This is a genomic window from Corynebacterium renale, from assembly GCF_002563965.1.
Taxonomy (GTDB): Bacteria; Actinomycetota; Actinomycetes; order Mycobacteriales; family Mycobacteriaceae; genus Corynebacterium; species Corynebacterium renale.
Genome location: NZ_PDJF01000001.1, coordinates 608,905 through 631,442, shown reverse-complemented (window position 1 = coordinate 631,442; position 22,538 = coordinate 608,905). Strand labels below are relative to the sequence as shown.

The 22,538-nt window shown below is 63.1% G+C and carries 21 protein-coding genes; 12 read left to right on the top strand and 9 right to left on the bottom strand.

Annotation, left to right across the window (positions count from 1 at the left end):
- Positions 1-3: 3 nt before the first annotated feature.
- Positions 4-1,296, bottom strand: coding sequence for a hypothetical protein (locus ATK06_RS03045; RefSeq protein ID WP_048378724.1), 1,293 nt, complete (start codon positions 1,294-1,296; stop codon positions 4-6).
- A gap of 119 nt (positions 1,297-1,415) precedes the next feature.
- On the opposite strand from ATK06_RS03045, the gene ATK06_RS03040 reads away from it, so the two are divergent.
- From ATK06_RS03040 to ATK06_RS03020, 5 genes are all read left to right on the top strand, one after another.
- Positions 1,416-2,135 carry an SDR family NAD(P)-dependent oxidoreductase gene (locus tag ATK06_RS03040; RefSeq protein ID WP_098388818.1) on the top strand — a complete coding sequence of 240 codons (720 nt, stop codon included), beginning with the start codon at positions 1,416-1,418 and terminating at the stop codon, positions 2,133-2,135.
- Entirely contained in the window at positions 2,135-2,725 is a 591-nt protein-coding gene (locus tag ATK06_RS03035) for a LysE family translocator (RefSeq protein WP_098388817.1), read from the top strand. Before ATK06_RS03040 ends, ATK06_RS03035 begins: the two co-directional genes overlap by 1 nt.
- A 2-nt stretch (positions 2,726-2,727) precedes the next feature.
- Positions 2,728-2,997, top strand: a complete 270-nt coding sequence (locus tag ATK06_RS03030; protein ID WP_098389376.1) for an RNA-binding S4 domain-containing protein — start codon at positions 2,728-2,730, stop codon at positions 2,995-2,997.
- On the top strand, positions 2,997-3,785 hold the full coding sequence (locus tag ATK06_RS03025; protein WP_048378728.1) for a VOC family protein: 789 nt from the start codon (positions 2,997-2,999) through the stop codon (positions 3,783-3,785). The genes ATK06_RS03030 and ATK06_RS03025 overlap by 1 nt, the downstream gene beginning before the upstream one ends.
- A gap of 106 nt (positions 3,786-3,891) precedes the next feature.
- Positions 3,892-5,373, top strand: coding sequence for an alkaline phosphatase (locus ATK06_RS03020; RefSeq protein ID WP_048378730.1), 1,482 nt, complete (start codon positions 3,892-3,894; stop codon positions 5,371-5,373).
- A 50-nt stretch (positions 5,374-5,423) separates the two neighbouring features.
- Here ATK06_RS03020 and ATK06_RS03015 read toward each other — a convergent pair whose 3' ends face one another.
- Together ATK06_RS03015 and ATK06_RS03010 are read right to left on the bottom strand one after the other, a co-directional pair.
- The gene (locus ATK06_RS03015) at positions 5,424-7,433 is read right to left on the bottom strand and encodes a trypsin-like serine protease (RefSeq protein WP_048378732.1); all 2,010 of its coding nucleotides are present in this window, start codon (positions 7,431-7,433) and stop codon (positions 5,424-5,426) included.
- A gap of 101 nt (positions 7,434-7,534) precedes the next feature.
- Positions 7,535-8,374 carry an alpha/beta hydrolase gene (locus tag ATK06_RS03010; protein ID WP_048378734.1) on the bottom strand — a complete coding sequence of 280 codons (840 nt, stop codon included), beginning with the start codon at positions 8,372-8,374 and terminating at the stop codon, positions 7,535-7,537.
- Positions 8,375-8,397: 23 nt separating this feature from the next.
- Between ATK06_RS03010 and ATK06_RS03005 the strand changes: the two genes are divergently transcribed.
- Positions 8,398-8,874 (top strand): hypothetical protein, encoded by a 477-nt coding sequence (locus tag ATK06_RS03005; protein WP_048378736.1) that lies wholly within the window; start codon positions 8,398-8,400, stop codon positions 8,872-8,874.
- Between the two features lie 522 nt (positions 8,875-9,396).
- Here the strand turns inward: ATK06_RS03005 and ATK06_RS02995 are convergent.
- Positions 9,397-11,298, bottom strand: a complete 1,902-nt coding sequence (locus ATK06_RS02995; RefSeq protein ID WP_098388816.1) for a M13 family metallopeptidase — start codon at positions 11,296-11,298, stop codon at positions 9,397-9,399.
- Positions 11,299-11,333: 35 nt separating this feature from the next.
- Between ATK06_RS02995 and ATK06_RS02990 the strand changes: the two genes are divergently transcribed.
- Together ATK06_RS02990 and ATK06_RS02985 are read left to right on the top strand one after the other, a co-directional pair.
- On the top strand, positions 11,334-11,891 hold the full coding sequence (locus tag ATK06_RS02990; RefSeq protein ID WP_143341384.1) for a hypothetical protein: 558 nt from the start codon (positions 11,334-11,336) through the stop codon (positions 11,889-11,891).
- Positions 11,888-12,715: a PrsW family intramembrane metalloprotease gene (locus ATK06_RS02985; protein ID WP_048378741.1), complete on the top strand. Its 828-nt coding sequence runs from the start codon at positions 11,888-11,890 to the stop codon at positions 12,713-12,715. The genes ATK06_RS02990 and ATK06_RS02985 overlap by 4 nt, the downstream gene beginning before the upstream one ends.
- A 602-nt stretch (positions 12,716-13,317) precedes the next feature.
- Here ATK06_RS02985 and ATK06_RS02980 read toward each other — a convergent pair.
- The 5 genes from ATK06_RS02980 to ATK06_RS02960 form a co-directional block, all read right to left on the bottom strand.
- Positions 13,318-16,434, bottom strand: coding sequence for an arabinosyltransferase domain-containing protein (locus tag ATK06_RS02980; protein WP_098388814.1), 3,117 nt, complete (start codon positions 16,432-16,434; stop codon positions 13,318-13,320).
- A gap of 22 nt (positions 16,435-16,456) precedes the next feature.
- A complete protein-coding gene (locus ATK06_RS02975; protein WP_098389375.1) occupies positions 16,457-18,358 on the bottom strand; it encodes a galactan 5-O-arabinofuranosyltransferase in 1,902 nt (633 codons plus the stop codon).
- Between the two features lie 127 nt (positions 18,359-18,485).
- Positions 18,486-19,247 (bottom strand): decaprenylphospho-beta-D-erythro-pentofuranosid-2-ulose 2-reductase, encoded by a 762-nt coding sequence (gene dprE2 / locus ATK06_RS02970; protein WP_048378743.1) that lies wholly within the window; start codon positions 19,245-19,247, stop codon positions 18,486-18,488.
- A 12-nt stretch (positions 19,248-19,259) separates the two neighbouring features.
- Positions 19,260-20,675 carry a decaprenylphosphoryl-beta-D-ribose oxidase gene (dprE1, locus tag ATK06_RS02965; RefSeq protein WP_098388813.1) on the bottom strand — a complete coding sequence of 472 codons (1,416 nt, stop codon included), beginning with the start codon at positions 20,673-20,675 and terminating at the stop codon, positions 19,260-19,262.
- Positions 20,676-20,777: 102 nt separating this feature from the next.
- Positions 20,778-20,978 (bottom strand): hypothetical protein, encoded by a 201-nt coding sequence (locus tag ATK06_RS02960; protein WP_048378745.1) that lies wholly within the window; start codon positions 20,976-20,978, stop codon positions 20,778-20,780.
- A gap of 23 nt (positions 20,979-21,001) precedes the next feature.
- On the opposite strand from ATK06_RS02960, the gene ATK06_RS02955 reads away from it, so the two are divergent.
- Genes ATK06_RS02955 through ATK06_RS02940 form a run of 4 tightly spaced genes read left to right on the top strand, consistent with a single transcriptional unit; the run spans position 21,002 to position 22,520 of the window.
- Positions 21,002-21,337 (top strand): hypothetical protein, encoded by a 336-nt coding sequence (locus ATK06_RS02955; RefSeq protein ID WP_048378747.1) that lies wholly within the window; start codon positions 21,002-21,004, stop codon positions 21,335-21,337.
- Entirely contained in the window at positions 21,334-21,729 is a 396-nt protein-coding gene (locus tag ATK06_RS02950; RefSeq protein ID WP_048378750.1) for a hypothetical protein, read from the top strand. Before ATK06_RS02955 ends, ATK06_RS02950 begins: the two co-directional genes overlap by 4 nt.
- Positions 21,730-21,738: 9 nt before the next feature.
- Positions 21,739-22,125 (top strand): hypothetical protein, encoded by a 387-nt coding sequence (locus ATK06_RS02945; protein WP_048378752.1) that lies wholly within the window; start codon positions 21,739-21,741, stop codon positions 22,123-22,125.
- A gap of 5 nt (positions 22,126-22,130) precedes the next feature.
- Positions 22,131-22,520 carry a GtrA family protein gene (locus ATK06_RS02940; RefSeq protein WP_048378754.1) on the top strand — a complete coding sequence of 130 codons (390 nt, stop codon included), beginning with the start codon at positions 22,131-22,133 and terminating at the stop codon, positions 22,518-22,520.
- Positions 22,521-22,538 lie beyond the last annotated feature (18 nt).

Sequence of the window (22,538 nt, the reverse complement as noted above, 5' to 3'; positions counted from 1 at the left end):
AGGCTAGAAGATGCCCTTATTCTTCCGCTTCATGTGGTCCACAGTGGCCTCACGGGAATCCACGTTCTGGTCGTTGTACTCGGACACGTCGCCAGCCACGCGGCCAATCTGGGTGACCGTGATGTAGTTGTGCAGGCGGCCCTCAGACGTGTTGCCATCGCCGAAGTTCAGGTTCGCCACCAGCTGCGACTGGCCCGGGCGCACCGGATTCGACAGTGTCACCTCGAAGGAACGCGTGGACGTTTCCTTATTAAAGCCCAGGTCACGGGTGTACGCCCCGTTGAACCAGCCCGGCGTGATCAAGCGATCAACGCCCTCCGGGCCACGGTCGGTGTGAACGTCGATGCGGAAACGGGTCGCCAGGTTGTCCTGGTAGTACTGCTTGGTTCCCACATTCTTCACACGCAGCGCCACCAGGCCCGCGAAACCAGACGCCTTACCTGCGGCGACGGTGAAATACGGCTCGAGGTCATACTCGTGGTCGCCCGGGTCCAGGGTCGGCTCCGGGATGATTTCTGGCTCCTCGGCAGGGCCGTCGACGACGTCCGGGTCCGCCACGGACGTATCCGGTTCCGAGGTGGTGTCTGGGGTGTCTGGGGTGCCTGGAGTGGTGTCGCCCAGCCAGGAGCCGGCAAGGGTGTCATACACCTTGACCTCCACCTCATTCTTCACCGGAGCCATGACGCGCCACGGAGTGGGGTTGGACCAGGTGCCGTTGGGCTTGCAGTACTGCTGGGTGCCATCCAGGTGGATGGTGCGGAAACCGAACGTCGCCTCACCCGTGTGGCCTGCAGGAACCTCGTACGGGCCGATCTTCTGGCCGGCAGTCCAGCTCAAGGAATACGAGAACTGGGCACCAATCTTCTCGACGATCGACTTCGTGATACCCACCGAACCAGACTTACCGTCCTCACTGACCGAACCGCCCAGGTTGACGGAGGTGGTGTTGGTGCGGTCGCCCTGGATGGACAGGGAAATGGACTGGGTGCGCGCCAGGTCCTGAGTCAGCGGAATGGGGCTCGACGTCTTATTCGTGGTGGAAATCGTGCCTGCCGGAGTGAAGTTGTCCGAAGCCTGGTAGACCACGGTGCGGAAATCCTCACCCGAATTGCATACCGGACGCGCGTTGAGCACATTGGCCTTGATGTGGTCAGAGCCGTGGGTAGTGTGCACGATTGGAAGCTGCGGGTTCAGCTTCGGGGTTTCCGGGTACGTGTCGTGGAAGGTGTACGCCTGCGCTGGGGTGGCGGTGAAAGCCAGCGCCGCAGCAGCAACGGTTGCAAGCAGCTTTTTCATGCAATTCTCCTTATGTGTCGGATGGCACAATTATTGTTGCTGTGTTTCACCTGCGCAATACTTTTAGGGGGTAGTGGTTTTCACCCCCGGAGTCTGGCGTGCGTGCCAGAATGAGCGCCATGATCGAAGTACCTGACAACACACGCGTAGCAGTAGTCACCGGAGGCTCCTCCGGGATCGGGGAGGCCAGCGCCCGCGCACTCGCTGCCGACGGCTGGTTCGTCGTGGTAGCGGCGCGTCGCAAAGAAAACCTCGAGCGCATCGCCGCAGACATCGGGGGCGCTGCCCACGTCCTAGACGTCACGGACCAGAACTCCGTGGACGCCTTCGCCGCCGCGCTGCCCCGGGTAGACCTACTGGTCAACAACGCCGGCGGAGCCAAGGGCCTGGACCCGCTGGCTGAAGCCGACTTAGAGGACTGGCAGTGGATGTATGACACAAACGTGCTCGGCACCGTCCGCGTCACCAACGCCCTGCGGCCCCAACTACTCGCGGCCACGGCACCGCTGATCATCAACATGGCCTCCGTCGCAGCCTTCAACCCGTACGAAGGCGGGGCCGGGTACAACGCCGCCAAATTCGGGCTCCGCGCCCTGACCCGCGTCCAACGGATCGAAGACGCCGGAAAAATTCGCATCACCGAAATCGACCCCGGCCGCGTCAAAACAGACTTCTCCCTCGTCCGCTTCAAAGGTGACGCACAGCGCGCCGCCGCCGTCTACGAAGGCCACCTCAACCTCACCGCCGAAGACATCGCCGAAACCGTCCGCTGGGTAGCGTCCCTGTCCGCCCACGTCAACATCGACCGCCTGCACATCATGCCGGCAGACCAGGTCTAATGCTCGGACTGCTCGTCGCGTGGATCGCGGTACTCCTAAGTCCCGGGCCGGACGTCTTCCAGATCATCCGGGTAGGCAGCCGCTCACGGCGCGCCGGGGTGCTGTGCGCGCTCGGCATCATGACCGGCAACACCGGGTGGGCCCTGGCCTCCTGGCTCGGCCTCGCCGCGCTTCCCGCCCAGGCGATCGCGGCCGTCCAGATCCTCGGTGGCGTGTTCCTGGTGTGGATGGGCGTGCAGGCCGTTCGCCCCGCGCCCGCACCGGCCGGCGCCGGCGGTGACGGGGACGGGAGCGCGCCCCCGGCGCAGCCACGCGAACGCAACCCATTCCTCGTGGGCCTAGTAACGAACCTGGCCAACCCGAAGGCGCTCCTCTTCTTCGCCGCGATCTTCGCCCAATACGGCAACAGTTTCTGGGCCGTGGCCTTGGTGTGCAGCACCGGATTCATCTACTTCATAAGCTTTGCGCTGCTGGTAGATAAGATTTCCCCACTGCTACAGCGCCTGGGCCCGTGGCTCGACCGGGGTGCCGGCATCCTGTTCATTATCTTCGGCCTCATAATCGCAGTTGGGGGCTTCAGTACACTATGAGCATGCAGGAATTCGAGGTGCCCGTCAGCGGCACAATCAAACTGGGTCAGTTCATCAAGCTCGCCAGCCTCGCAGAGACCGGTGGCCACGCCAAAGAACTCATTGCCGAAGGCCACGTCCAGGTCAACGGTGAGGTAGTCACCGCCCGCGGCCACGTGCTTCACGACGGCGACGTAGTCTCCATCCCAGGCGTGCGCGCCACCGTCACCGCCGACGACGGCGAACCCGAATTTGATGACGACTTCGATCCTGAAAAGTGGAGGAACATGTAATGCCAGCCTTCAAAGCAGAAGTTGGAATGCCCTACTGGGTAGACCTCATGAGCTCCGAACCCCGGAAATCCCGCCACTTCTACACCGAACTCCTCGGCTGGGAATTCCGCGACCGCCTCGCCCGCGTCGAAGGCCTCCCTGTCGCCGGCGTCATTGAAGCCACCGGCAACACCCCCGACACGTGGGTCACCTACTTCTACGCCCCCGACCTGTCCGCCACCGTCGCCCGCGCACAAGAACTCGGTGCCCGCGTGTTGGCCGAATCCACCACCGAAATCGGTGACATCGCAATCCTGTCCGACCCCGCCGGAGCACTCCTCGGCCTGATCAACCCCGCAGGCGAAGGGGCCTTCGTGGCCGCCGGCGAACCCGGCACCGCCGTCTGGCACGAACTCACCGCCACCACAAAGTACACCGAAGCCGCCGACTTCTACCGCGAACTCTTCGGCTGGGCCACCCAAGAAGGCGACCGCTACACCGTCATCCTCCAAGACGGCGGCGCCTTCGCCGGCATCGCCGACGCCCGCGGCCAATTCCCACCCCAAGTACCCAGTTTCTGGCAGTCCTACCTGGGCGTTGCGGATGTCGATGCAGCCGTCGCCGCCGTCCCCGGCCTCGGCGGAGAAATCATCCGCGAACCCTGGGACGCCGACTTCGGGCGCATCGCCATCGTCGCCGACTCCACCGGCGCCACCATCACCCTCGCCCAGGTAGACCCCTACGTTGAGGAAACCGTCGAAGAAGGCGACGACATCCTCCAGGTACTCAAGGACGCCGGCATCGCATAAAGTATTGTTCACCAAAGATTAACCGCGGGGTAGCGGTAAGGACTCCTTTCATGCATAGGGTCTGACGGTGTCACACTGACCGTCGATAAGCAGAAAGATCTGTTGCATGAAAAAGCTATGCGCCGTTCTGACCGCAACCGCAGTCGCGATTGCCCTCCCAACTCCTGCACTAGCGCAGACCACCACAGGTCCCAAAAACATCATCTACATGGTCGGCGACGGCATGGGCTACAACCATGTCGCCGCAACCAACCTGTACCAAGCCGGCGAAACCCGCTACCAAGTAGAAGGCGAAGCCAACCCGGCCACCCTGAAGGAAAAGCCGGGCAAGGCGGTCCAGCAGTTCGAGAATTTCAACCTGCTCGGCATGTCCACCTACCAGCACGGTAACTACTACGACGGCCAGAAAGCCTGGTCCGACCACAACTGGGTCAACGAATCCTACACCGACTCCGCCGCCTCCGGCACCGCCCTGGCCACCGGCGTGAAGACCGCCAACGGCAAACTCGGCGTCGACCCCAACGACGTGAAGCTGGAAAACACCTCCGAGCGCGCCAAGAAACTCGGCAAGGCAGCGGGTGTGGTGTCCTCCGTCCCGTTCTCACACGCCACCCCTGCCGCTTGGGCCTCCCACAACCCCAAGCGCAACAACTACCACGAGATCGCCGCGGAAATGATCGCCAGCGACCTCGACGTCATCATGGGCGCCGGGCACCCGCTCTACACCGACGACGCGACACTCGCTGAGCAGGCGACCTACAAGTACATCTCCGAAAAATCCTACGAAGAGATCATGGCAGAAGGCTCCAAGTGGGACGTCATCGTCGACGAATCCGAATTCCAAGCACTTGCCGACGGCACCGTCAAGCCCGACCAGCAGTACTTTGGCCTCGCACCGGCAGCGTCCACCCTCCAGTTCAACCGCACTGGCAACGACCCACTGCAACCATTCGCAACCCCCGAAAACGACATCGTTGACCTGCCCACCATGTCCAAGGCAGCGCTCAACGTGCTTGGCCAAGACGAAGACGGCTTCCACCTCATGATCGAAGGCGGCGCCATCGACTGGGCCGGCCACGCCAACACAATCGGCCCGAACATCGAAGAAGTCATCGACTTCAACGAAGCCGTCGACGCGGTCATCGAATGGGTAGAAAAGAACTCCTCCTGGGACGAAACCCTGCTCATCGTCACCGCCGACCACGAAACCGGCTACCTCTCCGGCGCCGGCGACCAGCCCGGCTACACCGCGCTCACCGGCGCAAAGGGCGAGGTCCCAAGCCACAAGTACTACTCCCCGAACCACACCAACATGCTGGTTCCCATCTTCTTCAAGGGCGCAGGCTCCGAAGATATTAAGGCGGCCACCGAAGGCACCGACCCGGTTCGTGGCGGCTACGTGGATAATACGACCGTCGCAAAGCTGACCCTGAACAACTGGTGGACCGGCACTACCGATGGCGGCTCCTCCGCAGGCGCCGTCGCCGGTGCAATCGCCGGAGTGATCGGCCTCATCGCAGCCATCGTCGGGGCACTGAACCTGCCGCAGATCGCAGACGCCCTGCGCAACCTGCTGCCACGCTTCTAAAAACACAAACCGCCACCTGCATTAGCGCAGGTGGCGGCTCCTTGTGCGGGCTAGTTGCCAGCGCGCAAACCGCCGTACAGCGTTGCGTTGAAGTGCTTAATCGGGCCGTACACATTCTGTGCGCCCAAGTACTCGCCCTGGACAGGGCCCAGGGAGGTCATGCCCACGGCGTAGTACTTGCCGTCGATGATCGCGAACAGCGGGCCGCCGGAATCACCCTGCGAGCTGATGTTGCTGACGCGGAAAATCTCCGAATTCATGTGGTTCAGGTAGCGGCCACACGAGTAACCACGAGTACGACCGATGCGGCACACCACGTCCTGGTTACGCAGGCTGCGGGCATCAATGTAACCAGACAGTTCGAACTGGCCGCCGACAGCCGGGTGCACCAGGGAAGCGCCCACGTTATTGAGCTCAACCAGGGCGAAGTCATACTCCGGGTCGAAGTATTCGCTCGGATCCTTATCAATCAGGAAGTGGCCCTCCGGGATGAAGGTGCCCACCTGACGCTGGCCGTACAGGGTGTTCATGAAGATGGGATCGCCCGGCTTGCCGCAGTGGCCGGCGGTCAACATGAACGGGCGGCCGTCGATAGTGACAAAGAAACCAGACGAACAAATACCGGTGCGGGTGAAGTACTCAGAGCCCGGGGTCAGGTAGCCGGTGTTGCGCATCTCCGTCGCGGCCTGCGGGTACCAGCTGGGGCGGAAGTCGCCGGACGCGTCGTTGCGGCGGTTCGGAAGCTGGTACTCCGGGGCCACAGTCCACGTCGCGTTGAGGCGGCCTTCGCGCAGTTCGTCCAAGTCAATACGGCCAGGCGCGATGTCCGCTGCGACGACCGTGACCGTACCCTTACCGATGAAGTACTTGCCGGTGTACAGGTAGAAATCGTAGGTACCCGGCTTCGCGTTCTCCAGGGCGGTGACGTTGAGCTTGCGCTCGTCCTTGTCGTACCAGAGCTGCAGGCCATCGGCCGGCGTATCGGTCCCAGAAACGTAGACGCCGGCGGTGGAGGTGTCATTGATGAAGATCGTGTCCGGCAAGTCAAGGCCAAAGCTCGAACCCACGCGGACCTCGGCAGCAGGCAGCTCAACCGCCTTCGGGACAACATTAACCACACCGTACGCAGCAGGTTTGCCGTCAACGTACATGCCCACCACGTAAGCACCGATCCGGGCATCCCGGTTCGCAGCAACCTGCAGCTGGCCATTGTAAATACCGCCGACGACATCACCCACGATACGGCCCGACGTGTTATCGAAAACCACAATCTCCTGGCGCGAACCCAAGTCAAAGTTTCGCGGCAGGTTCCACGCGGTCCAGTGGTTCGGGGCAAGCTCGACGTTGCCCAACTTCACAATCTTGCGCGGCGTCGGAGCAGGCTTACTCACGACGACGGCACCGTTACCAATCACGCGCCCACCACGATTAATCCGGTACGAGTAGCGGCCCGGAGCCGTCTTGGTCTTCGTGGTGACGCGAAGTTCACGTTCCTTCGCATTCAACTGCACGCCAACGCCACCGTCGACAGTGACGCGGTCGCCCGGCTGCAACTCCAGGGTGACGGGAAGCTCAAACGCCGTCGTATCATTCACGCCGCCGACGACCGTAGCCTCACCCAGCTCAATCGGGCTGGGCTCGGGGGCGGTCGGAAGCTTGACCTCTGGCTCGGGCAGCTCAGACGGGGCTGGAGCTGGTTCTGGAGCGGGCGCGGGCGCGGGCGCTGGCGCTGGCGCTTCGCTTGGCGCTGGCGCTTCGCTTGGCGCTGGCGCCGGGAATGGCTTGTCGTCCGGGCCCGGGGCAGGGACCGGATCCGCGGTCGTATCCGCAGGTGCGGGCAGTGGAGCCAGCTCGTCGGGAGCGACCTCAACGGGGTCTTCCGTCTTTGGCTGCTCCTCGCGGCCAGCGGTAACGTTCGATGATCCTGCATTCCCGGCGGACTCAGAGGTGCCCAGCGTAATGCCCAGAACCAGAGCCACGACGGTCAGGACTGTCCCAATAAATGGGATGGCCGCGCCAAGTGCGTTGGCAAAGCGCGGGAAATCTTTCAAGGGGTTCACGTGTGAAGAAGCTTTCGTCTATGGATGCAATATGTGCACAGTAGAAAGTAAATGCACATATATTAAACCCGCCGAATGCTTCTCGACGTTAATCCCTGCCCCTAGCTGCAGTTACGCAAAAATTCAGCGGCGTCTTTCACGCGCTGCCGCGCGACCGCCGGCGTGGAAATCCGGTGCCGCGACGTATAGGTACGCACCGTCGCCCCCGGAATCTCCGGTTTGGTGGCAACTTCGTCGTGGATCGCCCACTGCAATAACGTCGGCGGCCACTGCGTGGGAAGCTGCGCGTCGCCGCGGAGTTCGCTGGGAATGCCGTCGAGGGATGCGAAGTCTGGGTAGATGAGGACTAACGCGTCGGCGTCGTCAGCCAATAAAGAAGCCAGCGCACCGCCTGAGCTGTACCCGATGAGCGCAACCTGGTCCGCCTGCGTGCGCGCCCACTCCACACTACGGCGCACCGCGGCCACCACCTCGTCCACGGAATGCGCAGGCAGGAGCGGGTAATCGACGTCCAGGACGGTCACGCCAGACAACGCAGCAATCGCCGCGACCTCCGGGCGCCACGCCATCTCCAAAGGCTCGCCCGAACCGCGGCGCCACCCACCCGAATGCAGAGACACCGCCCACCTGCCATTCGGCTCCGGCGGGGTCAGGACCTGCCCATATTCCGTGTCGCGGACATCCACGTCCTGCGCGTACGCCTGGCCGGGCATCGAATGATCCAGCCCCGACCCCAGCATCAGCATGGACGCGTGCGTAATCCGGTCCGGGAGGCGGGCGGAGTAACGGTCGGCGGCCTCCAGGTCATCGGCGGGGTAAGGGTGGTGCGCGTCGAGGTACGTGCCCAACTGTTCTAGCTGCTCATCCTCGGTCAGTTCGCGGTCGACGCCACCAATCTGGAAGGCTGCCCGTTCTTGTGCGTCAATGTCTGCAGAATCCATGATTTTCAGCCTAGTCTTAAGACATGGACTTCACAGCTGAGATCGCCACCCGCTTTGGTGGCATGACAGAGGTCGACGACTCCTGGAGCCTCCCCGCCGACGGGGTCGACGTGCACTTCATCGTCGGGCGCGACGGCGCCGACAGCCCGCGCCAATTCGCCGTCGCGGTACGCCCTGTGTCTGACGCGATCGCGCCGTGCCACGAGTTCGCCCGCGACGAAACCCGCAGCGCGGCCATGCTCACCGCGGATCCCGTCGCCGTGGAGGCGGTGCTGCGAATGCTCCTCAACACCGAAGTCCGCGAGGTCCAGCTCGAGGAAGTCACCCGCCAGCGGGCCGTCGGCTCAGTGCTTATCGACGACCAACGCAAAGATTTTGTCCTCCGCATCCCAGCAACCCTCAAACCCGTCCGCCACGCCCAGCAGGGCTACACGACCCCGCCACTCCACGCCGTGCGCGGAGATTGGGTGATCGCCGAAATGTACTGGGACGTGGGTTAGGGCGGTTCCGGGGGTTCGTGCATCTTGCACCCACTTACGCTTCAAAACTATCGCGCACGCCCTGGTTTGGGTGCGCTTCGTGCGCTTCGTGCGCTTTGTGCGTTTCGCGGTGTTTCGCACACAACGCACCCATGGAACCTAGCTTCGCTCTGAAACCCATGCGAAGTGGGCGCAAAACGTGCGAAGCCGGGCGCGTCACCAGAGAATTAGCCCCCATAACCGCAGGCCAGTGACCGGAAGGGGAAACCTGCGCGCGCTCGCGCGCCCCGCCTGGCACACCACGTGACCTTTTCGTGCACAACGCACCCAAAAATCCCGCGCCGCACCGAAAACTGACGCGTTTTGGGTGCGAAACGCGCCAGGCGGACCGGGCGCACACATAACGCACCCATTATTCGCACACATCCATGGTTTTCGCTCCCGAATGGGTGCGAAACGTGCGCCCGCACACGAAACGCACCCACTAAACACGAAAGCACCCACCAACCCGGAGCTGATGGGTGCAAAACGTGCGAACCGCGTTTACCAGATGGTCACGCGTTCTTCGGGTGCGCGGTACATGGGGCCGTCCTCGGCGGTGGGGAAGGCGGCGTAGAACTCGTCGATGTTGCTTGCGATGACGTTGCAGCGGAACTCGGCGGGGGAGTGTGGGTCGATCGCAAGGTATTGGGTGGCCATCTCCGGGCGGATTGCGGTGCGCCATACGCGGGCCCAGGATAGGAAGAGTCGCTGGTAGCCGGTGTATTCGCCTTCGAGTTCCCCGAACGGGGCGGTTTCCTGGCCGGTCTGGTCGTGGTCCTTGAGCCAGTTGCGGTACGCCACTACGGCGATGCCCAGGCCGCCGAGGTCGCCGATGTTTTCGCCCAACGTGAACTTGCCGTTGACGCCGGAGGAGTCGGTGCCTTCCAGGACGGAGGGGACTAGGCCGTCGAATTGGCCGACCAGGGCGTTGGTGCGTTGGGTGAAGGCTTCGCGGGAGGCGTCGTCCCACCAGGGTTCGAGGTTGCCGTGGCCGTCGTATTGCGAGCCTTGGTCGTCGAAGCCGTGGCCGATTTCGTGGCCGATGACCGCGCCAATCGCGCCGAAGTTTTCCGCAGCGTCCGCGTCCAGGCCAAAGAATGGGGGCTGAAGGATGGCGGCGGGGAAAGTGATGTCGTTGACCACTGGGTTGTAGAAGGCGTTGACGGTTTGTGGGGTGGTCACCCATTCGTCGCGGTCGGCGGGTTTGCCCACCTTAGACAGTTCGTAATCGTGGTTGAAGGCCGCGGCCGCGCGCACGTTGTCCACCAGGAGCGAGCCTTCGTCGTGAAGCACTAGCCCTTCGTAGCTGCGGCCAGTTTCCGGGTAGCCGATCTTGGCTTTGAACTGGGAGAGTTTTTCTAGGGCGCGGGTCTTGGTGGCGTCGGTCATCCAGTCGAGGGCGCGGATGCGTTCGTCGTAGGCGGCGAGCAGGTAATCCACCAGGCGCAGCATGTCTTTCTTCGCCTCGGGGGAGAAGTGTTCGCGCACGTACGCCTTGCCAATGTCGTGGCCGACCAGGCCCTCCGCAAGGGCCACGCCACGCTTCCAACGGTCGCGCTGCTCCGTCGCACCGGAAAGGCGGCGGCCGTAGAAATCGAAGTTCGCCTCCCCAACCTCCTCGGGAAGGACGCTCGCGCGGGCGCGCAGCACATGCCAGTAACCCCACAGGACCCAATCCTCGAGAGACTCCGCAAGCAACTGGCCCAGCGCATCCGTATACGACGGCATCATATTAATCACCCGGCCCTCCGTCAGGCCGGCACCAGCCAGCATAACCTGCACCAACTCGGGCAATTCGGCGACGGTAGTCGGGTTATAGGTGCGCATCGCGTCCCGGGAAGCAACCACGTCCCAGTGCGCGGCCGCGAGCTTCTTCTCCAACGCGACTACACGCGGGGCGGCCTCACGCGGGGTGACGGGCAGCGACGGGGCGTAGGAGAGCATGCGCTCCACGTGGTCGGCGTAGGCGGCCAGGGTCTCGGCGTGGGCGTCTTCGCGGTAGTAGGCTTCGTCGGGAAGCCCCAGGCCAGACTGCACAAGGTAGGGGACAGCGTCAGAACCCTGGGAATCCTTTTCCACCCAGAAGCCCAGGGGCGCGCCGACGCCCACGCGGTCAAGCTGGCCCAGGGCGCGGGCGAGTTCCTCCGCGGAGTCCACGTTGAGGAGCCGGAGGTCGTCGTGAAGCACCCCCACACCAGCGGCGTTGACATTATTCACATCCATAAAGCTGCGGTACACCGCGCCGCCGCGGCCCGAATCTTCCTGCAATAAGGCGTGGACCTGGGCTTCCGCCTGGTCGCGCAGGGCGTGGAAAGTGCCATCGACGCCACGGTCAGCGGGGATTTCGTGGGACTTCATCCAGTCCCCATTAACGTATGAGTACAGGTCAGTTAAAGAGTTCATGCACCCACTCTAACCATTCACGTACTGTGTTGTGCATGCGGGAATATCGTTTACAACCGGCGCGGGTCGGGGGCCTCTGGGCAGGTGTGCTGGCTGCACTGTTGGTAGCTTTTGGGCTACCAGCGTTGATTGCGCCGCAGGTCCCGGCCCCGGAGCCGGACCACGAAATTTACATCGGCGAAGAAGAACACCGCGTCCCCCTGCCCGGGTGCACGCAGGACTCCATGGCGTTCTTCCCCACCTGGAACTGCGCCGGCACGACCGTGACCACGCAGTTGTATCCGGTGGCGGACATCGACGACCCCGACCGGACACTGCGCCGCACCGTCAAGGGCGCATTGTCCCTCGGGGACAACACCGGCCCGATTGAGCAGGCCGGCAACATCCGTTTGCTTATCGACGAACGCAGCCCCCTCATCGCCTTCTACTTCAAAGAAGGCGAAGAACTCTTCTACCTGGTCATCGAGGGGCCGGGCGCCCGCGAAGTGACCGCCCAGATCTGGCCCCACGTCGCCGACGTTCCACTGCCGCCCGCCGTCGACGAAGCCCTCAAAACCGCCGTACCGCACCGTGAAAAGTGGGAGCTACTATGAGCCGCCTATTCCGAATCACCCTCTGGGTCCTCCTGGCCGTTGGCATCGGCATGACGGTCGTCCAACTCCTCGGGCTGATGGTCATCGAGCCCGCCATGGCGGTGCTCAACATCGTCATCGGCGGCGCCTACCTGGCACTTGTACTCTTCCTGCTCAGCCGGCTCCCATTCTGGCCACGCGGCACAGCATGGGTGGCCAGCGCCCTCCTCTGGGGCGGCGGGACGACCATGATCTTCGTCTTCGCCTCGACCCCCGCGATCAACCTCGTGGACACGCTCCTACCCGAAGCAGTCATCTTCTCCTTCGGCGGCGCGTACCCCGAAGAAATCGGCAAGGCCGTGGGCATCCTCGTCATCTTGCTCTCATTCCGGCAGCTCAACCGCCCGTGGCACGGGCTAGCCGTGGGGATGAGCGTGGGCCTCGGATTCGAAGTCTTTGAAAACATCCAGTATGGACTCTTCGGCGCGCTCATGGACCCGAATTCCGACCTCATCGGCGTCGCCCAAATGTGGGGCGCCCGCGTCGTCGCCGGCCCACTCCTGCACGTGGCCTTTTGCGCCCTCTCCGGGTGGGGAATCGGGCTGGCGCTGTACAAAGCGGACTGGTCCGCGTGGAAGCGCCTCGGCGTGGCCGCCGCCGGCCTGGGTGCTGCGTTTCTGCTGCACTTCTGGTGGAACTTCAGCCCCGGGACAGACCTCGCGTACGTCATCAGTCTGGTCACGTGCGCGCTCGTCCTCTACCCGGCGGTCATCTGGTGCTGCGTCGATGCTTCTCGACGCTCCCACGCCGACAACTCCTACGCGTACACCGCAGTGGGGGCGTAGGGGTTCTGCGCGCGGGGGCGTGCGGGGCGCGGGGGTGTTTCACACGTTTCGCACCCATCAGCTCCGGGTTGATGGGCGCTTTCGTGTTTAGTGGGTGCGTTGTGTGTGGGGTCGCGCGTTTCGCGCCCAAAGCGCGTCAGTTTTCTGGGTCGGATCGGGATTTTTGGGTGCGTTATGTGTGCAATACCTCGAAACGCACGAAACGCACCCAAACCTGGGTACGCGTGGCAGCTTTGAAGCGCACGTGGGCGCAAAGTGTGCGATGAGGATTGGTATCACGCGTTTCGCGCCCATTGAGCGCTAGTTTCCGTGTTAACGGGGGATTTTTGGGTGCGTTATGCGCGAAACACTACGAAACGCACGAAACGCACCCAAATTTGAGCTGTTGCCGTAGATTTCACGCGCGTATGGGCGCAAAGTGTGCGAACACGCGCCACCTCGCACGTTTCGCACCCATGGCGCGCGGCTTTCGGAGCAAAGTTAGATCCCAAGTGCGCGTTATGTGCGAAACACCGCGGAACGCACAAAGCGCACCCAAACCAGGGTGCGCATGACCGATCTCAGGCGCGCGTGGGCGCAAAACACGCGCTCACGCCCGCGCGCTAGTCCGGCTGCGTCGCGATGTGCATCGTCGAAGGCTTCCACAGGCCGGAACGCGTGATCGTTTCGATGTCGATGTCCGCGACCAATGGGGCCTGGCCGGTGGAGTCGGTGCGGCGTTGGTACACCTCCATGGAACCCCAGTCGCGGCCTGGGTCGTTGACTAGGTAGCCCGGAAGTTCGTAGGACCAGCTGACCGTTTCCGTGAGGCCCATGACGCCACCGCCGGCGTAATTCTGGACCGGCGAAAGCTGCTTCTTGCCCGGGTGGTCTGGGGAGATGCGGTATTCGGCGATTTCCGTGACGCCCGCGTAGTGGCCGAATGTGCGCTGGCACGGGAATTGCAGCGCGACCGGCCAGTCCAGGAGACCCGGTGTTTCTGGGGAGATGACGGAGTTCATGGGTGCGAGCGTCGGGACGCGTGGTGGCGTGAGTGCCAGCCACTGGTCGGGGTCCAGGCTGTGATCCTTAGCGACCAAGCGCACCACGTTCGCGCCCTCCGGCAGGTCCTCGAGCGGGAGACGCAGGTTGCGCCAGGAGGGTTCGGGGCCGATGTCGTACATTTCGATCTCGCCGGTATCGCGGACGGAACCGCCGGTCAGGGTGCCGTATTCGAGGGTCAGGTCCTGGCCGTCTTGGAGGATGCCGTCGCGGTCATGGTGTGCGATCCGGCCCGCCACGGACACGACGAGCAGGGGCGCGTCGTCGGAAGCGGCCGGCAAGCGGTACCACTGGGTGGTCAGCTCAGCGGGAGTCTGGGTGGCCTCCTCCGGCTTCCACGAGCCGAGCACCGGCACGCGCGTGTAGTCCAGCGCGAACGGCAGGCGTTTGGTCGAACCGTTGATGCCCGTGGATTGGCGTTCGCCGCCCGTGGTGCCGGTGTCCTGGCCTTCGGGCTGGTCACCGGAGGTCACCTGCTCCGCGATGGCGGTGGTGGGGCCTTCGTTCTCGGATTCGAGGTCGTCCGAGATGCCGTCCGGGGTGAAGCCACGGGAGGCTCCCACGCTTAACGACGACCCCAGGTCCCCATCAACCGGCTGCAGGAAGGATTCGTTCGTGTTGGTTTCCAGGCGGATGTCGTTGGCCAGGGCACACGTCTCGCCCTTGAGGTCACGCAGGTTACCCAAGCCGACGGTGTACGCCGGGTACTGGGACACGAACGCTTTGGCCATCGTGGCGCCGGAAAACGCTACGACAAGTGCGGAGAGGACGGCGATGGGGGCGGCTGCGACCGTCGAGAAGCGAGGACGGTGACGCACAGCCCCAACAATGAGCACTACAACTGCGATGAGCAGCATGACCGACGCCGCCTCCACGCCCTTGAGCTGGATCGACTTGTCCCACCACGGAACGCCGAAGGAAGACACGTACCACCACGCATTCGCGCCCGCCAGGGACAGGGCGAAGAGCAGCAGGAAACCGCCCACGATGAACCAGCGGGACCGCGGCACCCGCAGCGCAAGGGCGGCCAACGCCACCGCAGCGACCGCCGCAACGATGGGGGCGATACCTGCGTAGACGCCGAAGTGGTGCGTCCACTTCGTGGGGGTGAACGTCATGAAGAGGACTGCGCCGAAAACTACCAGAATCAGGCGGACCGTCGGCGCCTTGTGGATGCCGGGGATCTGGCGGTAGCGCAGCAAACTCAGGCACACGATTGCGACGCAGGCGCCCAGCATGAGCATCGCGAAGCGGCGCGTGAACGAACCGTCCACCGACTCCGTCGATAGTAAGGACTGGTAGCGGGCAATCTCCAAGTACCACGGCAACGAAGGCCCAATCTCAGAGCGCACCGCGGTGGCCTCCATGACCGCCGCGAACGACTGCGTCCCAAACACCGGTGCCAAAATCGCCGTACCCGCGGCCAGGAACGGCGCCAGGTTAGCCACCGCGTCACCACGTTCCTTGAGCACCCGGATCAGGGCAGGCAGGGCGATCAGGAATGCGCCCACAGCCATCAGGCCCGTCGGGGCGGCCGCCAGCGTCGTGGCCGCCAACATCACACCAATCGCCGCGGGGAACAGGCGCTTCCGCGCAATCGCGTACTCGAACACCGCCCACGTCAAAAGCGCGCCGCACGCCACGACCGGCTCCGGCCGGGTGCCATTGTTGTACGGCATCCAGAACGCCAGGAACACCATCGCAGCCGACCACACCGCCAACTTGCGGGTAGCGCCCACGCGCGGCAGGGCCACACGCGAAATCACGAACCACATGACCACCGCTGCCACGAGCGCCGGCAGGCGCATCCACGTCGACGCCGTGGACACGTGCGTCATCGCCGCCAGCAGGTCATAATACGGCCACCCGAACGGGGATTCCGGCACGCCGAACCAGCGGTAGTAGTTCGCCATGTAGCCGCCCTCATCGGCGAGGCGGGCCATCGTCAAAATGTAGCCGTCATCAGCGGTGTTCGCGCCAAAAATATGCCACAGGCCCAGCACCGGCAGCACCACCGCGTCCGCGGCGATGAACCGGAACGGGCGGCGCGCCGGGGTAGCCGGGGCGGCCGCACGGTCCAGGCGCCACAGGCACACCAGGGCGATAAGCAGCGCGATGCCGCCCACCCACATGGCCGCCTGCTTGATCACCGTCGGGGAGGTAGTGAAGCGAGAGTTAATCTCCACGTCCGCCGCCAAACCGGCGGGCGCAGACTCCAGCTCCGAGTACACGCCCGTGACCATCGGGCGATTATCGTCCTCTAACTCCCACTCCTGGCCGCCGGCGCGCACAATCGTGGCGTCCTCGGTGGAGGAAACCGTCACATCCTGGCCGGCGGGGGTCTCCGCGACGAGTTCACCGCGGGCGACGACGGAGTAGCCGCCGTCGTCAAGCGCAGTGACAGTAAGCGCCCGCTCCACAGCATCCTCTGCATCGGTGGGGACCGTCGTGAGCACGAGGTCCTGGTCCGGGCGCAACGCATCCGCCGCACCGGCCGGGATCTGCAACTCCACCTGCTCCGGAACGTAAGAGAACAGGGGAGCATTCACCGAACTCGCGGCCGAATCCTGCGGCCAATGCAGCGAAGACTGCTGCTGATCCACCGGCAGGAAGGGAACCAGGATGAATGCAATAAAGCCAATCAGGCCCGAAACGATTGCAAGAGGCTTAGTAGACACTCATGGGAGTCTACTAGGGGACCTACTTATTTCGGGCTACCACCACGAATGGGCCAACCTGCTTCTGCGTCCACTCTGCCCCAAACGCATCCGGGTTAAAGAAGATCGCCCGGTACCGCACGTTCGGCTGGTTCGGGTAAATGTCCTCCGCCAGGTGGTACTTGTAGGGCTCGCCGACCTTGCCGCGGAACACGAAGGCGTCCATCGGCTCCCACCGCAGCTTATCGACGGCTTCCGTAAACTCACCCGGCGTATCCCAGGAGGTCTTCGCAAGCTCCTCGATGGCTGCGTTACGATCATCGAACTCGCCCAAAGGATTCGCATAATGGCTGGTAAACGCCTGGAAACCGAAGTACGGGTAGAAGCTAAATAGGCGCGTCTCATCGCTGAGCACAATCGTCTGGTTCGCCGGGTAACCCAACTCCACCAGCTTGTCGTGGACCGCCGGGTAATGCTTCGCGATATCCGGGGCGTACCGGTCCGCCCGCTGCCCGTCCAAGCCAGTTTCCGAGTAAGCCAAGTCAATCGCAGTCTCCAGGCGCGACGGGATCTGCTGCACATATTGCAACACCGCGCCACCCAGGCCCACCACCAAAAGGACGCTGACCACTTGCGATACCTTCGCCGTCCACTCCGCGCGCCACGACAAGTAAATCTGAATCATGCCGAGGATACCGGCGGTAGCCAACTGCAGCGTCACCAGGATTTCCAGGCGGAACCCCAGCAACGTAGTCCCCGCCAGCGTGGCCAACATAGACAGCAGGGCCCACAGGTAGAAGCACACCAAGCTGATCGCCATCGTGCGCACATCCGGTTGCCGGAACTTCACAATCAAGTACACCAAGCCAACCAGGCACAGTACGCCAATAACCGACGGCGCTAGGAACGGAAGCGGCATGGTAGTTCCAGATTCCGGCAAGAAGTGCATCGCCGTAGCACCCGACCGGGGGCGGCCCGACAGGACGTCGAAAATGTACGGCCCCCAACTAATCAACGCGATTGCGATGGAACCGAAACCGATGACCGCCAAATGCAGAATCGGACGCCACGACTTCATGAACAAGAACGTGACAACGGCCGCCAAAATAACAATCGAAATCGCAACCGCCCCGGTAAACAGCGTGTAATGCATCGCCGAGAACCCCAAGAAAATAGCGATGCCAATCGTGGACAACCAGCCACCATCCAACGCCGAACGCGCCATCACCGTAATCGCGGGAACACCCATCGCGATGATCGCAGCGTACGGTTCCTCAGCGCTCATCACCAGGGTAATCGCCGTGGTCACGATACTGATACCCACAGCCGCCGGCAACGAACCACACAACCGCTGCCACAACGGCGTCAACAGGCCGGAGGCCGCGGCGATGGACACAATCGCCCACGGCTGGAAAACCTCCCAGCCCGCTAGCCCAAACACGTTGGCAAAACGGCCCGCCGCCCAGAACCAGAGCGCCGGATAATACGTGGGCATATTCGCGTAATTCATATCCGCCAACGCGGCCGTATCCGTCATCCGCGTCAGGAATTGGGTGCGGAAACCCTGGTCAACCTGCAGGCCCTCAAGATAAAAATCGGTCGCTGACAGTGGGATCGCCAACGTGGTCACCACCATCGCCGGCGGAACCATATACAGCACGGGGTACGAAATAATCTTCTGCACCTTCGACTGCGGGCTCGGCCACAACCACCACGTGCACAGGGCAATCGCCACCACCGCGAGCAGCACCGTGCCCGCCGTCGCCACAGCACGCGTCACCATCGACGTATTAAACGCCGGCAACTCCACCTGTTTGAGCAGCCACCAGCCCACAAACGCCACGAAACCGCCCCCGAGCCCGCTCGCGAACATCGCGGCAATCGACTTGCCGGCAGGCAAAACATCCGGCCGGTACGGGGTCTTCGTGGCAGAGTGCAAATCCATGCTCAATAGTTTGGCACACCGGTCAGACATTGGGCTTATCCCCTACGGAAAGTGTCGCGCCCCCGCGCATGAGAAAACCCGGCGTGCCAGTTGGGCCAGCACGCCGGGTCTTAACGAAGCGCAGCTTCTAGAACGGCAGCTTCGCGAAAATCTTCTGCGGAATCAGCTTGAACACGGTGGCAACCGCGCCAAACAGTGGGTGCACGAAGATGGAATCCTTACGCTTCAGAACACCTTCGACAGTCGCCTTCGCGACATCCTCCGGGTTGACGGTCAATGGGGCTTCTTCGCCGCCGGCCGTCATCTTGGTGCGTACCTGTCCGGGGCGGACGACGAGGACGTGCACGCCTTCGTCGGCAAGCGCAACACCGAGGTTGGTGTAGAAGCCGTCCATGCCCGCCTTTGAGGCGCCATAGACGAAGTTCGAGCGGCGCACGCGCGCACCCGCGACCGAGGAAATCGCGACGATCGAACCGTGGCCCTGGGCGCGCATCTTCTCGCCGAGCAGCACACCCACCGACACAGCGGCGGTGTAATTCACCTCAGCCGACGCCACAGCCTTCGACTGGTCCTGCCACAATTCCTCCTGGTCACCCAAGGTGCCAAAAGCAACGATTGCAACGTCAACGTCGCCGTGCGCGAAAGCCTTCTCGATGACCTCCGGGTGGGAATCCGTGTCCAGGGCGTCGAAGTCGATGGTCTCAACCTTAGTCGCGCCAGCCTGCTCCAGCTTTGCGACGGCCTCCGGCAGGGAAGAGCTCGACTCGCGGGCAGCCAACGTGACGCGTGCCGGGCCCTTCGACAGGAACTCGCTCACGATCGCAACACCAATTTCGGAGGTGCCGCCGAGCAGCAAAATATTCTGGGCTTGTCCTACTGCGTTTAACATATGGGGCTCCTTCTAGTGCAGTTCCAGGCGACGCGACATATCGGACGCGAAGACGCCCGTCGGGTCGATTTCGTTGCGGGTCTTGAGCCAGCCATCCATCTCTGGGTACATGGCGTGGAAAGTCTCGGCGGTAGCGCGGGACTCCTTGGCCAGGTAGAGGCGACCGCCGAATTCGAGGACCTGGCGATCCAGGTCGTCGAGAAGCGCGCCGAGGCCTGGGCGAATCGGGAAGTCGACGCACACGTTCCAGCCACGCATCGGGTAGGACAGTGGGGCGCGGTTGCCGTCGCCGAAGACCTTGAACACGTTCAGCGCAGAGTAGTGGCCGGAAGCCTGCATCTGCTTAATGATGTCCTTGAACGGCTCCACAGCTGCCGGCGGTACCACGAACTGGTACTGCAGGAAGCCGGCCTTGCCGTAGCCACGGTTCCACTTCGCGATCATGTCCAGCGGCTGGTAGAACTGCGTCAAGTTCTTAATATCGTTGCGGCTCGGGGCGCCCATCATGTAGTAGGCCTCGCCGATCGCGGACAGGGTGAGCTTGTTCATCGTCCACGATGGGAAGATGTCCGGCACGGTGAACAGCTGCGGCGCGGAGAACTTCAGCGGGTCCTTTGCCAGCTTCGGTGCGAACTCCTTCAGCTGGTCCAGGGTGGCCAGGGAACCACGGGAAATGGTCGCGCGGCCCAGCTTTGGCTCCGGGCTGATGACGTCAAACCATGCGGAAGAGTAGGTGTAGTTCTCTTCCGAACCGTCCGAGTGCAGGGCGATGGTTTCGTCCAGGTTGTCGGTGCGGTCCGTGTCCGAGATGAAGTAGGCGGTCTCCGTCTTGGTCATCTGGATGCGTGCGCGCAGGATGATGCCGGTCAGGCCCATGCCGCCGACGGTCGCCCAGAAGAGGGTGCCGTCTGGGTCATCGGCGCTGCCTTCTGGCTCAAGGTGCAGGACGCGACCGTCTGCGACCAGCAGTTCCATGGAGACCACGTGGTCGCCGAAGGAACCCTCTGCGTGGTGGTTCTTGCCGTGAATATCGGGGCCGATTGCACCACCGATGGTCACCTGGCGAGTGCCCGGAAGGACTGGAACCCACAGGCCGTAAGGGATTGCGGCGCGCATGAGCTGGTCCAAGTTCACGCCAGCGTCCACGTCCACGATGCCGGAGTCCGGGTCGATGGAGTGAATCTTGTTCAGGGCCTGCATATCGACGACGAGACCGCCGCCGTTTTGCGCCGGGTCCCCGTAGGAACGGCCCATGCCGCGGGCGATGACGCCGCGACGCTGCTGCTCCGGCAGGCCGGATTCGCGTTCAGCGACTTCCTGCACCGCCTTTTGGATAACTTCAACGTCAGGGGTGGATAGCACGTGCGCGGTGGTGGGCGCGGTGCGACCCCAGCCGTACAGTGATTGTTCCGTGGTCTGGATAGTCATAGGAACAACCTTAGCCCCCATAAGGCTGAATTGGTGTATTTCCAGTGACCTCACAGGGATTTGTATAACTGCAGGTCAGGACGTACGTACTGTTAGGAGGGCTTAAAGGTCCATGAGTTCACGGATGCGTTCCGGCAGCTCTTCCTGCGACGTAATAATGGGGCCCTCATAGTTGCGCAGTTCCTCGTAGACCAGGATGCGGGTCGTGGAATCGACCATCGGTAATTCTTGGGCCATGAGCCGGGTCATGAAATCGTTCAGAGGCACATTCGTGTGCTGTGCTGCAATGTGAATCTCTTCCATGGTTTCAGGCTACATTGGTGGCCATGACTGACTACTACCCGCTCGACGACACCCGCGCTGGCCGCGTCACCCAGGCCGTACTTGCTGGCGGTTACGTCGCCGCACGTAACTGGCCCGCCCGCCTGGCGCTGCTCGTGGGAGGTGGCGCGCTTGTCGGCTACCTCAATGCCACCGATGATGACCCTTCCAACGACGTCGTCCCCGAGGGCAATCCGCTGCTCGGCGTGGGCGCTCTCGTCGGCGGTGTCTGGGCTGCAACAAAGCTTATCGACGTCACCACCGCCCGCCTTCCCCGCTGGGTAGCAGGTGTCGGGGCCGGCGTAGCCACGTTTGCAGTCTCCGAGGCCATGGCATCATGACTCGTTCTAAAATTTCGGTCGTCGACAAGCAGGCCGTGTGGCACGTTGAAACGGACACCGGCGCGTTGTCCGGCGCCTGGCTGGGCGAACCGGTAGATACGCTCGTGGCCGGGAGTGTTGTGGTCCACCCTGGCGACGGCTCCTTGACGCGCGTGGCCGACGCCATCGCCGCCGAAGCGAAGCGTTTAGGGTTCCCCAAGCCAGACACCTACACGCCCAACGACTACACCTACCACGGCGAACCTGCTGCCGAGGACGCTTGGCGGTATGCCCGCGCGTTCTCCGACACGGTCCAGGAATGGCTGGCGCTCGAAGCGAAACGCCGCGGCCGCAAAGCCCTCGCGGAGGAGTACGGTTCGGAGACTCGTGCGCTGCCCGGCCTAGATAGTTAGGCTGGGGGCATGGACGCACCGGTCATCGAGCTTCGGCCCACTACCTGGCTGCTTCGCTGCCAGGCGGGCGATGCCGTGCGTTATATCGGGGTGATTTCCACGATGCGCTTGACTGACCTGCACCACGTCCTCCGCCACTGCTTCCACCTCGCCGACGACGCCCCGTGGCGGTTCAACGCCCCCGCGGATGCGATGCTTCGCGACGTCGGGACCGCCGGCCTGACGTACCACTGGGGCCTCTGGGATGTCCACGTCGATGTGGTCGACCGCCTCCACCGCGACGGCACCGCGGCCGCCCAATGCGTGAGCGCCGAGGGCGACTTCTTCGGCGAAGCGGACGTGGACCGCATTAACGCCGAGCTGCATTCCTTCGGTTTCGGCGCGGGTCTAGAATAAGCGGAATGAAAACCCAAGCGTTCCGATTCCTCATCTCCGGCGGCGTGTCCGCGGTCGTTGACCTGGGGCTTACCTGGATTTTTAACGTTCTCCTCAGCGTCACCGTGCCTGTATCGCGCACTATCGGCTGGGTTTTCGGCACGCTGACGGCCTACGTGATTAACAGCCGCTGGACGTTCAGCTCCGGCCACTCAAACAAGCGCTTCGCGCAGGTCATGGGCCTGTATGGCATCACGTACGTCATCAACATTGGCGGCCAGTGGGCGCTCCAGCGCCTCGCCGAAGGTTGGGGCTGGAACCAGACCGTGGCCTTGGTTGTTGCGTTTGTTATCTCGCAAGGCACCGCGACTGTTATTAACTTCCTGGTCCAGCGGGCGTTCATCTTCAAGGACTAGCGTGGTCTAGGGGCGGGC

Bases quoted from the DNA above. Each gene is read 5' to 3' on its own strand.
- ATK06_RS03045 (WP_048378724.1), bottom strand. From the start codon at position 1,296: ATGAAAAAGCTGCTTGCAACCGTTGCTGCTGCGGCGCTGGCTTTCACC.
- ATK06_RS03040 (WP_098388818.1), top strand. From the start codon at position 1,416: ATGATCGAAGTACCTGACAACACACGCGTAGCAGTAGTCACCGGAGGC.
- ATK06_RS03035 (WP_098388817.1), top strand. From the start codon at position 2,135: ATGCTCGGACTGCTCGTCGCGTGGATCGCGGTACTCCTAAGTCCCGGG.
- ATK06_RS03030 (WP_098389376.1), top strand. From the start codon at position 2,728: ATGCAGGAATTCGAGGTGCCCGTCAGCGGCACAATCAAACTGGGTCAG.
- ATK06_RS03025 (WP_048378728.1), top strand. From the start codon at position 2,997: ATGCCAGCCTTCAAAGCAGAAGTTGGAATGCCCTACTGGGTAGACCTC.
- ATK06_RS03020 (WP_048378730.1), top strand. From the start codon at position 3,892: ATGAAAAAGCTATGCGCCGTTCTGACCGCAACCGCAGTCGCGATTGCC.
- ATK06_RS03010 (WP_048378734.1), bottom strand. From the start codon at position 8,374: ATGGATTCTGCAGACATTGACGCACAAGAACGGGCAGCCTTCCAGATT.
- ATK06_RS03005 (WP_048378736.1), top strand. From the start codon at position 8,398: ATGGACTTCACAGCTGAGATCGCCACCCGCTTTGGTGGCATGACAGAG.
- ATK06_RS02995 (WP_098388816.1), bottom strand. From the start codon at position 11,298: ATGAACTCTTTAACTGACCTGTACTCATACGTTAATGGGGACTGGATG.
- ATK06_RS02990 (WP_143341384.1), top strand. From the start codon at position 11,334: ATGCGGGAATATCGTTTACAACCGGCGCGGGTCGGGGGCCTCTGGGCA.
- ATK06_RS02985 (WP_048378741.1), top strand. From the start codon at position 11,888: ATGAGCCGCCTATTCCGAATCACCCTCTGGGTCCTCCTGGCCGTTGGC.
- ATK06_RS02975 (WP_098389375.1), bottom strand. From the start codon at position 18,358: ATGGATTTGCACTCTGCCACGAAGACCCCGTACCGGCCGGATGTTTTG.
- dprE2 (WP_048378743.1), bottom strand. From the start codon at position 19,247: ATGTTAAACGCAGTAGGACAAGCCCAGAATATTTTGCTGCTCGGCGGC.
- dprE1 (WP_098388813.1), bottom strand. From the start codon at position 20,675: ATGACTATCCAGACCACGGAACAATCACTGTACGGCTGGGGTCGCACC.
- ATK06_RS02960 (WP_048378745.1), bottom strand. From the start codon at position 20,978: ATGGAAGAGATTCACATTGCAGCACAGCACACGAATGTGCCTCTGAAC.
- ATK06_RS02955 (WP_048378747.1), top strand. From the start codon at position 21,002: ATGACTGACTACTACCCGCTCGACGACACCCGCGCTGGCCGCGTCACC.
- ATK06_RS02950 (WP_048378750.1), top strand. From the start codon at position 21,334: ATGACTCGTTCTAAAATTTCGGTCGTCGACAAGCAGGCCGTGTGGCAC.
- ATK06_RS02945 (WP_048378752.1), top strand. From the start codon at position 21,739: ATGGACGCACCGGTCATCGAGCTTCGGCCCACTACCTGGCTGCTTCGC.
- ATK06_RS02940 (WP_048378754.1), top strand. From the start codon at position 22,131: ATGAAAACCCAAGCGTTCCGATTCCTCATCTCCGGCGGCGTGTCCGCG.